At 72.9% G+C, this 13,235-nt stretch carries 12 protein-coding genes; 6 read left to right on the top strand and 6 right to left on the bottom strand.

Annotation, left to right across the window (positions count from 1 at the left end; genetic code table 11):
* The first annotated feature begins 19 nt into the window (after positions 1-19).
* From metH to hisG, 4 genes are all read left to right on the top strand, one after another.
* Positions 20-3,544: a methionine synthase gene (gene metH / locus LWP59_RS15165; RefSeq protein ID WP_144641736.1), complete on the top strand. Its 3,525-nt coding sequence runs from the start codon at positions 20-22 to the stop codon at positions 3,542-3,544.
* An 8-nt stretch (positions 3,545-3,552) separates the two neighbouring features.
* Positions 3,553-4,251, top strand: a complete 699-nt coding sequence (locus LWP59_RS15170) for an HAD family hydrolase (RefSeq protein WP_144641735.1) — start codon at positions 3,553-3,555, stop codon at positions 4,249-4,251.
* A 65-nt stretch (positions 4,252-4,316) separates the two neighbouring features.
* On the top strand, positions 4,317-4,580 hold the full coding sequence (locus LWP59_RS15175) for a phosphoribosyl-ATP diphosphatase (protein WP_144641734.1): 264 nt from the start codon (positions 4,317-4,319) through the stop codon (positions 4,578-4,580).
* A 17-nt stretch (positions 4,581-4,597) separates the two neighbouring features.
* On the top strand, positions 4,598-5,440 hold the full coding sequence (gene hisG / locus LWP59_RS15180) for an ATP phosphoribosyltransferase (protein ID WP_144641759.1): 843 nt from the start codon (positions 4,598-4,600) through the stop codon (positions 5,438-5,440).
* 31 nt (positions 5,441-5,471) lie between these two features.
* Here hisG and LWP59_RS15185 read toward each other — a convergent pair whose 3' ends face one another.
* The 4 genes from LWP59_RS15185 to LWP59_RS15200 form a co-directional block, all read right to left on the bottom strand.
* Positions 5,472-6,296, bottom strand: a complete 825-nt coding sequence (locus LWP59_RS15185) for an SDR family oxidoreductase (protein ID WP_144641758.1) — start codon at positions 6,294-6,296, stop codon at positions 5,472-5,474.
* 92 nt (positions 6,297-6,388) lie between these two features.
* Positions 6,389-7,321: a ParA family protein gene (locus tag LWP59_RS15190; RefSeq protein WP_144641733.1), complete on the bottom strand. Its 933-nt coding sequence runs from the start codon at positions 7,319-7,321 to the stop codon at positions 6,389-6,391.
* Between the two features lie 163 nt (positions 7,322-7,484).
* Positions 7,485-8,279: a thioesterase family protein gene (locus tag LWP59_RS15195; protein WP_144641732.1), complete on the bottom strand. Its 795-nt coding sequence runs from the start codon at positions 8,277-8,279 to the stop codon at positions 7,485-7,487.
* A gap of 2 nt (positions 8,280-8,281) precedes the next feature.
* Complete coding sequence (locus LWP59_RS15200; RefSeq protein ID WP_144641731.1) at positions 8,282-9,160, bottom strand: RecB family exonuclease; 879 nt, start codon at positions 9,158-9,160, stop codon at positions 8,282-8,284.
* Positions 9,161-9,287: 127 nt separating this feature from the next.
* On the opposite strand from LWP59_RS15200, the gene LWP59_RS15205 reads away from it, so the two are divergent.
* Both LWP59_RS15205 and LWP59_RS15210 read left to right on the top strand, forming a co-directional pair.
* Positions 9,288-10,442, top strand: a complete 1,155-nt coding sequence (locus LWP59_RS15205) for a site-2 protease family protein (protein ID WP_144641730.1) — start codon at positions 9,288-9,290, stop codon at positions 10,440-10,442.
* Between the two features lie 61 nt (positions 10,443-10,503).
* On the top strand, positions 10,504-11,328 hold the full coding sequence (locus tag LWP59_RS15210) for a tRNA (adenine-N1)-methyltransferase (RefSeq protein ID WP_144641729.1): 825 nt from the start codon (positions 10,504-10,506) through the stop codon (positions 11,326-11,328).
* Between the two features lie 60 nt (positions 11,329-11,388).
* Here LWP59_RS15210 and LWP59_RS15215 read toward each other — a convergent pair whose 3' ends face one another.
* Both LWP59_RS15215 and LWP59_RS15220 read right to left on the bottom strand, forming a co-directional pair.
* Positions 11,389-12,222 carry a hypothetical protein gene (locus tag LWP59_RS15215; protein ID WP_144641728.1) on the bottom strand — a complete coding sequence of 278 codons (834 nt, stop codon included), beginning with the start codon at positions 12,220-12,222 and terminating at the stop codon, positions 11,389-11,391.
* A 51-nt stretch (positions 12,223-12,273) separates the two neighbouring features.
* Complete coding sequence (locus LWP59_RS15220) at positions 12,274-12,960, bottom strand: hypothetical protein (protein WP_144641727.1); 687 nt, start codon at positions 12,958-12,960, stop codon at positions 12,274-12,276.
* Between the last annotated feature and the right edge of the window lie 275 nt (positions 12,961-13,235).

The raw sequence follows: 13,235 nt of genomic DNA on the forward strand, positions 1-13,235 counted from the left end.
AGACCGTAGCCTGGACGACATGCCGGATCGTCAGTCGTCGCCACTGCTGGATGCCCTCGCCGACCGCGTCGTCGTGGCGGACGGGGCGATGGGCACCGCCCTGCAGGCCCATGACCTCTCACTCGACGACTTCGCCGGGCTGGAGGGCTGCAACGAGATCCTCAACGTGACCCGTCCGGACGTGGTCCGCGGGATCCACCGCGGCTACCTCGAGGCCGGGGCGGACGCGATCGAGACGAACACCTTCGGCGCGAACTGGGCGAACCTCGCCGAGTACGGGATCGCCGAGCGGATCTTCGAGCTGGCCGAGGCCGGGGCCCGGCTGGCGCGCGAGACCGCGGACGAGTTCGGCGAGCGGTTCGTGCTGGGCTCGGTGGGCCCGGGCACGAAGCTGCCGACGCTGGGGCACGCGCCGTACGAGACCCTGCGCGACGCCTACTTCGACCAGGTCCGCGGGCTGCTCGAGGGCGGGGTGGACGCGGTCATCGTCGAGACCACGCAGGACATCCTGCAGACCAAGGCCTCGATCGTGGCGGCGCACCGGGCGATGGCGCAGGCGGGCCGGTGGGTGCCGGTGATCGCCTCGATCACCGTGGAGACCACCGGCACGATGCTGCTGGGCACCGAGGTGAACGCCGCGCTGGCTGCCCTGGAGCCCCTGGGCATCGACCTGATCGGGCTGAACTGCGCGACCGGTCCGGCGGAGATGAGCGAGCACCTGCGGACGCTGTCGAAGTCCGCGCGCGTGCCGCTGTCGGTGATGCCGAACGCCGGGCTGCCCGAGCTGGGGCCCGACGGCGCGGTGTACCCGTTGTCGCCGGAGGGCCTCGCCGAAGCCCTCACCGGGTTCGTGCGGGAGTTCGGCGTCGGCCTGGTCGGGGGCTGCTGCGGCACCACCGGCGAGCACATCCGGCAGCTGTCTGCGGCGGTCCGGGAGGTGGCGCGGCGCGAGCGCTCGCCCCGGCCGGAGCCGGGCGTGTCGTCGCTGTACCAGGCGGTGCCGTTCGAGCAGGACGCGTCGGTGCTGATGATCGGCGAGCGGACGAACGCGAACGGGTCGAAGAAGTTCCGCGACGCGATGCTCGAAGGCCGCTACGAGGACTGCGTGGAGATCGCCCGCGAGCAGACCCGCGACGGCGCGCACATGCTCGACCTGTGCGTGGACTACGTGGGCCGCGACGGCGCCGCGGACATGGCCGAGCTGGCCGGCAGGCTGGCGACGGCGTCCACCCTCCCGATCATGCTGGACTCGACCGAGCCCGCGGTGATCCAGGCCGGGCTGGAGCGCCTCGGCGGCCGGTGCGCGATCAACTCGGTCAACTACGAGGACGGCGACGGGCCGGACTCGCGGTTCCAGAAGGTCATGCGGCTGGCGCGCGAGCACGGCGCTTCGGTGGTCGCGCTGTGCATCGACGAGGAGGGCCAGGCCCGCACCGCCGAGTGGAAGGTCCGGGTCGCCACCCGGCTGATCGAGGACCTGACCACGAACTGGGGCATGCGCGTCGAGGACATCATCGTCGACTGCCTGACCTTCCCGGTCTCCACCGGCCAGGAGGAGGTCCGCAAGGACGCACTCGAGACGATCGAGGCGATCCGCGAGCTCAAGCGCCGCTACCCCGGGGCGCAGACGACGCTGGGCGTGTCGAACGTGTCGTTCGGGCTGAACGCCGCGGCGCGGCAGGTGCTGAACTCGGTGTTCCTGCACGAATGCGTCCAGGCCGGGCTGTCCACCGCGATCGTGCACGCGTCGAAGATCCTGCCGATGGCACGGATCCCCGAGGAGCACCGGCAGGTGGCGCTGGACCTGGTCTACGACCGCCGTCGCGAGGGCTACGACCCGTTGCAGCGGCTGATGGAGCTGTTCGAGGGCGTGTCGGCGGCCTCGTCCAAGGAGTCGCGGGCGGAGGAGCTGGCCGCGCTCCCGCTGTTCGAGCGGCTGGAGCGGCGCATCGTCGACGGCGAGCGCAGCGGCCTGGAGGCCGACCTCGACGAGGCGATGACCGAGAAGCCCCCGCTGGAGATCATCAACGAGACCCTGCTGTCGGGCATGAAGACCGTGGGCGAGCTGTTCGGCTCCGGGCAGATGCAGCTGCCGTTCGTGCTGCAGTCGGCCGAGGTGATGAAGGCCGCGGTCGCGCACCTGGAACCGCACATGGAGAAGGACGACTCCGGCGGCAAGGGCCGGATCGTGCTCGCCACGGTCAAGGGCGACGTGCACGACATCGGCAAGAACCTGGTCGACATCATCCTGTCCAACAACGGCTACGAGGTGGTCAACCTCGGCATCAAGCAGCCGATCACCACGATCCTCGACGCGGCCGAGGAGAAGCGCGCCGACGCGATCGGCATGTCCGGCCTGCTGGTCAAGTCCACGGTGATCATGAGGGACAACCTCGAGGAGATGAACTCCCGCGGGGTCGCCGAGAAGTGGCCCGTGCTGCTCGGCGGCGCGGCGCTCACCCGGTCCTATGTGGAGAACGACCTCACCGACATCTACGCGGGGGACGTGCACTACGCCCGCGACGCCTTCGAGGGCCTGCGGCTGATGGACACGATCATGGCCGTGCGCCGCGGCGAAGCGCCCGCGGCCGACCCGGAGGCCGAAGCCAAGCGGGCCGAGCGCAAGGCCCGCCGCGAACGCTCGCTGCGCATCGCCGAAGCCCGCAAGGCCGCCGCCGAACCCGTCGAGGTGCCCGCCCGCTCGGACGTCGCCACCGACGTCCCGCTGCCCACGCCGCCGTTCTGGGGCACCAGGGTGGTCAAGGGCGTGCCGGTCGCGGACTACACCGGCTACCTCGACGAGCGCGCCACGTTCCTGGGCCAGTGGGGGCTGCGCGGCGCCAAGGGGCAGGGGCCCAGCTACGAGGAGCTGGTCGAGACCGAGGGCAGGCCACGGCTGCGGTACTGGCTGGAGCGCCTGGCCACCGACGGGATCCTGGCGCACGCGGCGCTGGTCTACGGCTACTTCCCGGCCGTGGCCGAGGGCGACGACCTCGTCGTGCTCACCGAGCCCCGCATCGACGCCCCGGAGCGCTGCCGGTTCACCTTCCCGCGCCAGAAGCGCGACCGGCACCTGTGCCTCGCCGACTTCTACCGCCCGCGCGAGTCCGGTGAGGTGGACGTGCTGCCGCTGACCCTGGTCACCATGGGCCAGCCCATCGCCGACTACGCCAACGACCTGTTCGGCGCGAACGCCTACCGCGACTACCTCGAGGTGCACGGGCTCGGCGTGCAGCTGACCGAGGCGCTGGCCGAGTACTGGCACCGGCGCATCCGCCAGGAGCTGCACTTCTCCAGCGGCAACGCCGTCGCCGACGAGGACCCCGAGGCGATCGAGGAGTACTTCAAGCTCGCCTACCGCGGCGCCCGGTTCTCCCTCGGCTACGGCGCCTGCCCGGACCTCGAGGACCGCGCCAAGATCATCGACCTGCTCGAGCCCGAGCGCATCGGCGTCAAGCTCTCGGAGGAGTTCCAGCTGCACCCCGAGCAGTCCACCGACGCCATCGTCTGCCACCACCCCGAGGCGAAGTACTTCAACACGTGAGGAGAAACATGACTGGACCGTCCACTGTGGACGGCATTGCCGGTGTGCTGTGGGACATGGACGGCACGCTGGTGGACTCGGAGAAGCTCTGGGACGTCGCGCTCTACGAGGCGGCGGAATGGCTCGGCGGCACCCTCACCGAAGAGCAGCGGCTCACCCTCGTCGGCTCGAACATGGACGCCACCGCGGCGTACCTGCTCGAGGTCACCGGCCACGAGCCCACCGCGACGCGGATCGCGGCCACCGGTGGGTGGATCCGCGAGCGCACCGCGCGGCTGTTCGACGACGTCCTGCCCTGGCGCCCGGGCGCCCGTGAAGCGCTCACCGCGGTCCGTGCCGCGGGGCTGCCCTCGGCGCTGGTGACCTCCACCGAGCGCGCCCTGACCGAGCTGGCCCTCAACACCATCGGCCGCGAGTTCTTCGACGCCACCGTCTGCGGCGACGAGGTGGACGGGCGCAACAAACCGGATCCCGAGCCCTACCTGCGCGCGGCCCGGCTGCTCGGGGTCGACCCGGCACGCTGCGTGGCGGTCGAGGACTCGCAGCCCGGCGCCGCGTCCGCGGCCGGCGCGGGCTGCGTGGTGCTCGTCGTGCCCAACGACGTGCCGGTCGACGAGGGGGAGCGGCGCGTCTTCCGGGAGTCCCTGGTCGGCGTGGACGCACCGGTGCTGGGCGAGATGTTCCGATCCGTTCACCGGGCCGTGTGACGCGGCTCCTGCCCGCGCGGGCCGGATCGCCCGCGCGGCGGGGCGGATGGAAGGATCTACAGATCGTGAAGACCTTCGATGAGCTGTTCGCCGAGCTGACCGAGCGCGCGCGGACGCGGCCCGCCGGGTCGGGCACCGTCACCGCACTCGACGACGGCGTGCACGCACAGGGCAAGAAGGTGCTCGAAGAGGCCGGTGAGGTCTGGATCGCGGCGGAGCACGAGTCGGACGAGCGGCTGGCGGAGGAGATCTCCCAGCTGCTGTACCGGGTGCAGGTCCTGATGCTCGGCCGCGGGCTGAGCACCGAGGACGTCTACCGCTACCTGTGAGGACGGGAGAGATGGGCATGCTGCGGGTTGCGGTGCCGAACAAGGGCGCGCTGGCGGAGCCGGCGTCGGAGATGCTCGGCGAGGCGGGCTACCGCCGCCGGCACGACCGCGACCTGACCGTGTTCGACCACGTCAACGAGGTGGAGTTCTTCTTCCTGCGCCCCAAGGACATCCCGATCTACGTCGGCAGCGGCGAGCTGGACCTGGGCATCACGGGCCGGGACCTGGCGATCGACTCCGGTGCGCAGGTCGAGGAGACCCTCGCGCTCGGCTTCGGCGCCTCGACGTTCCGCTACGCCGCCCCGGTCGGCCAGGACTGGAAGCCCGCCGACCTGGCGGGCAAGCGGGTCGCCACGTCGTTCCCGAACCTGGTGCGCGCCGACCTGGCCGGGCACGGGGTCGAGGCCGAGGTGATCCGCCTCGACGGCGCCGTGGAGATCTCGGTGCAGCTCGGGGTGGCCGACGCGATCGCCGACGTCGTGGAGACCGGCCGGTCGCTGCGCCAGCACAACCTGGTGGCCTTCGGCGACCCGATCTGCTCGTCCGAGGCCGTGCTCGTGCAGCGCGCGGGCGCGCCCGCGTCGAAGCCGAAGTCGCAGCTGGCCGCCCGGTTGCAGGGGGTGGTGTTCGCGCAGCAGTACATGATGCTCGACTACGACTGCCCACGCCCGCTGCTGAGCCGCGCGATCGCGATCACGCCGGGCCTGGAGTCGCCGACGGTCGCACCGCTGGCCGACGAGGACTGGGTCGCGGTCCGGGCGATGGTGCCGCGCAAGGAGGTCAACCGGATCATGGACGAGCTGGCCGAGACCGGTGCGAAGGCGGTGCTCGCCTCCGACATCCGCTCGTGCCGCCTGTGAGCCGGTGCCGACGGCCGGTGGGACCGCCGGGCTAGGGCTTTCCGTGCGCCTTGACCGACAGCTCCTGCCAGGCCTGCCACTCGGCGAGGCGCGACTCGTAGTCGGCGGTCGCGATGCGCAGCGGGCCGTCGCCGAAGAACACCCGTAGCGGCGGCTTCTCCGCGTCGACGAGTGCGAGCACGGCGGCGCGGGTGGCCACCGGGTCGCCCGGAGTGGCCACGCGAGAACGGCGCTGCTCGGCCGCACGCTCGCGCACCGGCTCGTAGTCCGGGAGCGGGGTCGCCGACTTCGCCGAGGGGCCGCCCCAGTCGGTGGAGTAGCCGCCCGGCTCGATGATCGTGACCTTCACCCCGGAGTGGCCGACCTCCTGCGCGAGCGCCTGGCTGAAGCCTTCGAGCGCCCATTTCGACGCGTTGTAGATGCCGATGTTCGCGAAGGCCGAGATGCCGCCGATGGACGAGACCTGCAGGATGTGCCCCGAACCCTGCGCGCGCAGGATCGGCAGCGCCGCCTGCGTGACCCACAGCGCGCCGAACACGTTGGTCTCGAACTGGGCGCGTGCCTCGGCCTCGCTGAGCTCCTCGATCATGCCGAACTGGCCGTAGCCCGCGTTGTTGACGACGACGTCGAGCCGCCCGAAGTGCTTCGCGGCCTGCTCGACCGCGGCGAAGTCCGCGTCGCGGTCGTCGACGTCGAGTCGCAGTGGCAGCAGGGCGTCGCCGAAGCGGTCGCGCAGATCGTCCAGCGTCGAGACGTTCCGGGCGGTCGCTGCGACCCGGTCACCCCGCTCGAGCGCCGCGATCGCCCACTCGCGGCCGAAGCCCTTGGACGCGCCGGTGATGAACCAGATCTTCATGGGATTTCCCTTGCCGTCGGCGTTGTCCACGACATCCAACGTACTGGCGGTCGCGGGCCGCCGCCCGGGTGTGCTTCGCCACCCATGGGGTGTCAGCCGCGGGGCTTCTTCGGCAGCAGGTCGTAGAGCTTCTTGCGGGCGGCGCCGTTGTCGTTCTCGTTGCGGGTCTGCGCCACCGAGGTGATGAAGTCCTCGAACACGAACTCGTCGGCGATCGGGACCGGGGCGGGGGCGGGCCGGCGCGCCAGGTGCTCGTCGAGCACCTCGGCGATCTGCCGGAAGGCCACCGCCTGCGTGGTCTCCGGGGCGAACGTCGTGACCGGCATGCCGTGCGCGGCGGCCTCGTTCATCACCACCCCCAGCGGCACGTGCGGCAGCAGGGGATAGCCGAAGTTCGTGAGCTCTTGGAGCGCGGCGGTCGCGTACGTCGACATCGGGCGCCGGTAGAGCCCCGGCACCACGCCGAAGTACGGGATCGGGTCCCGGTCGACCGCCTGCTGGACGTAGGCGAGCTGGTCGTTGAGCAGCCGCAGCGCGCGGATGCTCGTCCGGTCGGGCTGGACCGGCACCAGGATCCCGTGCGTGGCGGCGAGCGCGTTGTTGGTCAGCACGTCCAGCGCGGGCGGGCAGTCGATCAGCACGTGGTCGTAGTTGGCGAACTGGATCACCCGGGCGAGCTGCCAGCCCGGCACCCGGAACGAGTCGAGCCTGCGGATCAGGTCGAACATCCCCGGCGAGGTCGGGATGACGTCCAGCGCGCCGCCCGGGCCGATGTTGCTGCGCGGGTGGGAGACGATCAGCTCCTCGACCGGGCCCTTCCAGGTCTTCGTCAGTGCCTTGGCCAGGCTCGGCGCCTGCGGTGGCGCCTCGGGCAGGCCCAGCATCTCCGTGGTGGCGTGCCCCTGCGGGTCGAGGTCGATGAGCAGCACCCGGCGGCCACGCTCGGCGAGCGCCGCCGCGGCGCCGACGGTCAGCGCGGTCTTGCCGACGCCGCCTTTCTGGTTGACCACCGAGGTGATCTGCACTCGAGCGCTCCCAGGATCGCTGGAGGCCCACACGACGTGGATGCGACGCAGGAGCCTTCATTGAGGAGGACCGACGGGGCGCGGGAACTCCCGCACCACGCCGTTGCGGCCAGGTTAGTGGATCTCGTCCGCCCGGCGGGGGACGTGGGTGCCTCCCGTGTGTTCACCGGGGACGGACCATCAGCGCCTGCGCGCCGAACCCGACCGGCCCTTCGAGGTCGCGAAGCGTACTCGTCGCCGTGCCGATGCCGGCGGGGCCGAGGGTGGTCACCGCGTCCAGCCCGACCCACTCGCCCTGCGGCGGCCGCTGCAGGTGCACGGTCAGCTCGCTGTTGATGAACCACCAGTGCCGCGCGTCGAGGAAGTTCGAGGCGCCGTTGCCCGAGTCCGCCACCGCGAACAGCCGCTGCAACGGGGTGGGCTCCTCGCCGTCCACCAGCGCGACCCGCTGGCGCCCCCACACCGCCGCCGGGCCCGGTTCGGTGATCTCGCCGGACACCGACCGCCACTCCACCGCCGTGAGGTAGCCGGTCAGCCAGCTCTCGGGCCAGCCCGCCGGCGGGCAGTCCTCGGGCTTGGGCCAGCCGCCGCTGGGCAGGGTCGCGATCTCCGCGGTGTCGGAGGCGACGACCCGCCAGGCCGACGCGCGGGCGACCACCCGCGTGCCGGAGCGGAGCTCGGCGACCAGCAGCTCGACCGAGCGTCCCGGCCGCTCCACCCGCGCCGCCACCGACAGCTCGGTCAGCGGGGCCGGGCCGAGTATCTCGACGGTGACCCGCGCCAGCTCGCTCTCCCGCTCGCGCGGGACGCCCTCCAGTGCGCGCACGAGCAGCGCCGACGGCGGCCCGAAATGCTGGGCACCGGGCACCCACGGCCCGGCGGTGTGCTGCGTCGGCTGGTACAGGTCTTCGCCCAGCGGCAGGTAGAAAGCGCTTTCGGCAAGTCGCGGAGTTGTCATCCTCAGTCCGCCCGGTCCAACGGGGTCTCCTCGCCCGGGTCCGGCTCCGGCCAGCCGGGGTACTCCGGCGGGGTGCCGCCGAAGGACGGGCACAGCGACTGGTGCGCGCACCAGTCGCACAGCCTGCCGGGACTGGGCCGGAAGTCACCCGTCCTGCCGGCCTTGAGGATCGCCTGCCAGATGGCCTCCAGGGTGCGCTCGAAGCGGCGCAGCTCGGGCTCGTCGGGCGTGTAGGCCAGTGACTGCCCGTCGGTGAGGTACATCAGCTTCAGCTGCCGCGGCACGATGCCGCGCAGGCGCCACAGCACCACCGCGTAGAACTTCATCTGGAACATCGCCTTGGCCTCGCCGATCTCGCGCGGCGCGGTGCCGGTCTTGTAGTCCACGACGCGGATCTCGCCGGTGGGGGCCACGTCCAGCCGGTCGACGTAGCCGCGCAGCCGTACCCCGGAGTCCAGCTCGATCTCCACGTGCAGCTCGCAGGCCTCGGGCTCCAGGCGCCGCGGGTCCTCCAGCGCGAAGTAGCTGTCGAGCAGCTTCTCGGCGCCGCCGAGCCAGTCGGCGACCTGACCCTCGTCGTCCGCCGCGAACAGCTCCGCCCACTCCGGGCGCTCGCCCGACAGCTGCGTCCACGCCGGCTCCAGCAGCTGTTTCGCCCGTTCGGGCAGCCGGTCGGGCTGGGGCAGCGCGAACAGCCGCTCGAGCACCGAGTGCACGAGCGTGCCCCGCAGCTGCGCCCTGGTCGGCTTCTCGGGCAGCCGGTCCACCGCACGGAAGCGGTAGAGCAGCGGGCACTGCTTGAAGTCGCTGGCGCGCGACGGCGACAGCGCGGGGCGCCGCTGGGCGGGCGCCGGTGCTGCCTGCTGGTCCTCAGTTGCCATCTGTGCCACGACCCGCACTCTAAGGCAGGGCTACGACAGTCCGGCCCGTGCCACGCTGCGGTGCCGGTCACCCGTTGTCACGGCCGTGGTCACAGTGCCCCCACACCCGTGCCTCTACGCTGGGCTCATGTCCGCCACCAGCGAGCAGCCGCACAGCCGGCCGAGGCGATTCTTCACCGTCGCCGACGGCGGGCTGCTGCTGTTCCGCGTGCAGGACGTGCCGGTGCTGCTGGCGCCGTCCTGGTGGATCGGCTCGCTCGTGGTCGTCGTGCTCTACGCGCCGATGGTGGGGCGGCTGCTGCCGGGTGCGAGCCCGGCGACGTCGTGGGTGCTCTCGGCCGCGTTCGCGGTGCTGCTCGGGCTCTCGGTGCTGGCACACGAGCTCGGGCACTGCGTCGTCGCGCTGCGCCTGGGCATCCCGGTCCGGCGGCTGCGGCTGTTCCTCCTCGGTGGACTGTCCGAAGTGGCCAGGACGCCGCGAGCGCCCCGGCAGGAGGGCCTGGTCGCCGCGGCGGGCCCCGTCGTGTCGGTGCTGTTGGCGATGTTCTGCGGCCTGCTGCTGCTCGCGGTGCCCTCGGACACCGCGGCGTGGCTGCTGGTGGCCGAGTGCGCGGTCGCGAACCTCGCGGTCGGCGTGTTCAACCTGCTGCCCGGCCTGCCGCTGGACGGCGGGCGGATGCTGCGCGCCGGGGTGTGGGCGCTGACCGGGACGCGCGCCCGCGGCACCAAGGCGGCGGTCGTCGGCGGTGGCCTGGTCGCCGCGGCGCTGCTGCTGTGGGCGGTCTTCGGGATGGCCGCGGGCAGCGAGGACCGCTGGCTGCGCCTGGGCGTGTGCGTTGTCACGGCGTGGTTCGTGGCGATGGGCGCGGGCGCGGAGCTGGCCTCGGAGAACAACCGCAGCTGGCCCGAGGGGCTCGTGCTGAGCGAGCTCGTGCGGCCGGTGCTGCAGCTGCCGGCCGAGAGCCCGGTCTCCGACGCGCTGGCGGCGTCAGCGGGCCGCGGGGTCGTGCTGGTGCGGGCCGACGGCGTCGCCGCGGGCCTGCTCGACGAGAACGCCGCCCAGCGGCTGGCCGAGACCTCGCCGCAGGCGCCCGCCGAGCTGGCCGCGGAACCGATCCGCGCCGAGACGGTGCTCCTGGCCTCCGAGCCGGGGGAGGAGATCGCGGAGCGGGTCCGGGAGACCGCGGCCTGGCAGTTCCTCGTCGTCGACGACGAGGGCAAGCCTGCCGGGGTGCTGCGGCGGGAGGACCTCCGGGTCGCGCTCGCCCGCCGTCCCCGCTGAACCACGCCACGCGTGATCTGCGAGGATCGGTCGCTGCGTTGGCGACGATCGTGGAGGTTCAGTGTCGGTGAGCGGGCCGTTCGGCCCTGGGGACAGGGTGCGGTTGACCGATCCGAAGGGGCGGCACTACACGCTGGTGCTGGCCGAGGGGGAGGAGTACCACACCCACCGCGGCGCGCTCCGGCACGACGACCTCATCGGCAGGCCGGAGGGCTCGGTGATCACCTCCGCCGGGGGCACCTCGTACCTGGCCATGCGGCCGCTGCTGGCGGACTACGTGCTGTCGATGCCGCGCGGGGCGCAGGTGATCTACCCCAAGGACGCGGCGCAGATCCTGATGTGGGGCGACATCTTCCCCGGCGCGCGGGTGCTCGAGGCCGGGGCCGGGTCGGGCGCGCTGACGTGCTCGCTGCTGCGGGCGGTCGGGCCGCAGGGCAGCGTGACCTCGTACGAGGTGCGCGACGACCACGCCGAGCACGCGGTGAAGAACGTCGAGCGGTTCTTCCACGGGCGCCCGGAGAACTGGGACCTGCGGCTCGCCGACCTGGCGACGCACACCGGCGAGGTCGACCGGGTGGTGCTGGACATGCTCGCGCCGTGGGAGGTCCTGCCGACGGTGCACGCGAACCTGGTGCCCGGTGGGGTGCTGGTGGTCTACGTCGCGACCGTGACCCAGCTGTCGAAGGTGACCGAGACGCTGCGGGAGCAGCAGGGCTGGACCGAGCCCGAGTCGTGGGAGACGCTGCTGCGGCCGTGGCACGTGGTGGGCCTGGCCGTGCGGCCGGAGCACCGGATGGTGGCGCACACGGCGTTCCTGCTCACCACCCGCCGCCTCGCCGACGGCGTGACCCCGCCGCGGCTCCAGCGCCGCCCCAGCCGCGGCTGACGCCGCCCGGCCGAAACACGACGAAAGCCCCGGCCGCGGCCGGGGCTTTCGCACGCGTGCTCAGCTGGTCTTGTCCCCCGCGTAGCACCAGACGCCGCCTTCGAGCTTCAGGCCGATCTGGAAGTCCTTCGTGCCACCCGGACCCTTCGCCGTGGCCGGGACGAGTGCGGTGTCGCCGTCCTTCTCGGCCGCGCCGTTGATCGTCACCGAGATGCCCGAGGGGATCGCCGGCGCCGTCTGGCCCGTGCTCAGGCACACCGTGTCCTGCAGCGCCTGGCGGTCGGCGTTGTCGTAGGCCTGGGCCACCGCGTTCGCCGTGTCCTCCGGGGTCGACTTGCCACCCGCCGCGGGGGTGCCGCTCGAGGCCGACGAGCTCGGCGGCCGGCTGGAGCTGGACCTGCCGCTCGACGCCGGGGGCGCCGCGTGGCTGCTCGGGGCGACGGGCGCCGCGGTACCGCCCTTGTCGTCACCCTTGCCGGTGAGCAGGATCAGTGCCGTCACACCGCCGCCGACGAGCACGACCACGGCCGCGACGATGCCGATGATCAGCCCGGTCTTCTTCTTCGGCGGCTCGCCGCCGGGACCGCCGGGGAACTGCCCGTACCCGCCGAACTGCTGGCCGGGCTGGCCGAACTGCTGCGTCGGGCCACCCGGGTAGCCCTGCTGCGGCCCGCCGGGATACCCGGGCTGGGGCTGCGGGCCGCTCTGCGGGTTGCCCTGCTGCGCGCCGCCCGGGTAGCCGGGCTGGGGCTGCGGCCCGCTCGGCGGGTAGCCGCCTCCCGGCTGCTGGCCCCACTGGCCCGGCTGGCCCGGCTGGCCCGGCTGGCCCTGGCCCGGCCTGCCGTAGGGATCCTGCGGCCCCCACTGCCCGGGCTGCTGCGGCGGATAGGTCATCGGGCGGTTCCCCCTCGGTTCGGGCGGTGCGGGACAGGACGGGCACGCACGTCAGGACTCATCGATGCACCACTTCTGTCCCTGCTGCTTCATCGGGATCTTCGAGTTCTGCGTCTTCCCGTTGTAGGTCACGCTGACCTGCACCGTCGCGGTGGCGCCGGTGACCTCGGGCGCGCCGCTGACGCTGCCGTGCAGGTCGGTCGCCGTCGTCCACTGCTGCTGCAGGCTGGTGATGTCGGCCTGGCTCGGTGCGGCGCACACCAGGGTGGCGTACTGGCTCGCGCTGCGGCTGTTGAGCGAGTCGACCGCGAGCTGGGCGAGGCTCGCCGGGGTGGTGGGCGCGGCGGGCTTGCCCGCCGCGGGCGCGCCCGCGGGGGCGGCGGTGCCACCGCCGGTGTCGTCCGAGCCGGTGAGCAGCACCAGCGCGGTCACCCCGCCGGCGACGAGCACGACCACGGCCGCGATGACCCCGGCGACCAGGCCGGTGCGCTTCTTCTTCGGCGGCCCGCCGACCGGGCCCTCCATGCTGCCGCCGCCGTAGGAGTCGAAGGCGCCGGGCGCGCGGCCCCACGGGTCGAACGGCTGCTGCGGCGGCCGGGCCTGCGGCAGCTGCTGTTGCTGTCCCGGGGGCGGGAACCCGCCCTGCCCGGCGCCGTAGGGCCCTGGCGGGGGATAGGGCCCGCTGGGCGGGCCGTAGGTCCCGGGCCGGCCGTAAGGCCCGCTCGGCGGGTGGGTCATGAGCTCCTCGCCCCCTGTCGATGTCGCCGTCAACGCTGCCTTCGACGCGCCGGAGCCCCGTTCGGTTCGCCCGGCGGCGGAACTCGCCGTCCGCCGGAATCCCGCGTGCCGGGGTGATCGTAGCGCCGTGTCCGGGTCCGTCCCCGCCAGTGGCGCCCCACCCGGGCGCCGTTCACCTGGTGGGAAGCCCGCCGGGTAGCCCGATCGGGAAGTGCTCACCCTGGGCGGTCCCGGCCGCCCCGGCGGCGGGCCCTCCGCGCGGGGGAAGAAGCAGG

It is taken from the genome of Amycolatopsis acidiphila, assembly GCF_021391495.1.
GTDB lineage: Bacteria > Actinomycetota > Actinomycetes > Mycobacteriales > Pseudonocardiaceae > Amycolatopsis_E > Amycolatopsis_E acidiphila.

Bases quoted from the DNA above. Each gene is read 5' to 3' on its own strand.
- metH (WP_144641736.1), top strand. From the start codon at position 20: ATGCCGGATCGTCAGTCGTCGCCACTGCTGGATGCCCTCGCCGACCGC.
- LWP59_RS15170 (WP_144641735.1), top strand. From the start codon at position 3,553: ATGACTGGACCGTCCACTGTGGACGGCATTGCCGGTGTGCTGTGGGAC.
- hisG (WP_144641759.1), top strand. From the start codon at position 4,598: ATGCTGCGGGTTGCGGTGCCGAACAAGGGCGCGCTGGCGGAGCCGGCG.
- LWP59_RS15185 (WP_144641758.1), bottom strand. From the start codon at position 6,296: ATGAAGATCTGGTTCATCACCGGCGCGTCCAAGGGCTTCGGCCGCGAG.
- LWP59_RS15195 (WP_144641732.1), bottom strand. From the start codon at position 8,279: ATGACAACTCCGCGACTTGCCGAAAGCGCTTTCTACCTGCCGCTGGGC.
- LWP59_RS15200 (WP_144641731.1), bottom strand. From the start codon at position 9,160: ATGGCAACTGAGGACCAGCAGGCAGCACCGGCGCCCGCCCAGCGGCGC.
- LWP59_RS15205 (WP_144641730.1), top strand. From the start codon at position 9,288: ATGTCCGCCACCAGCGAGCAGCCGCACAGCCGGCCGAGGCGATTCTTC.
- LWP59_RS15215 (WP_144641728.1), bottom strand. From the start codon at position 12,222: ATGACCTATCCGCCGCAGCAGCCCGGGCAGTGGGGGCCGCAGGATCCC.
- LWP59_RS15220 (WP_144641727.1), bottom strand. From the start codon at position 12,960: ATGACCCACCCGCCGAGCGGGCCTTACGGCCGGCCCGGGACCTACGGC.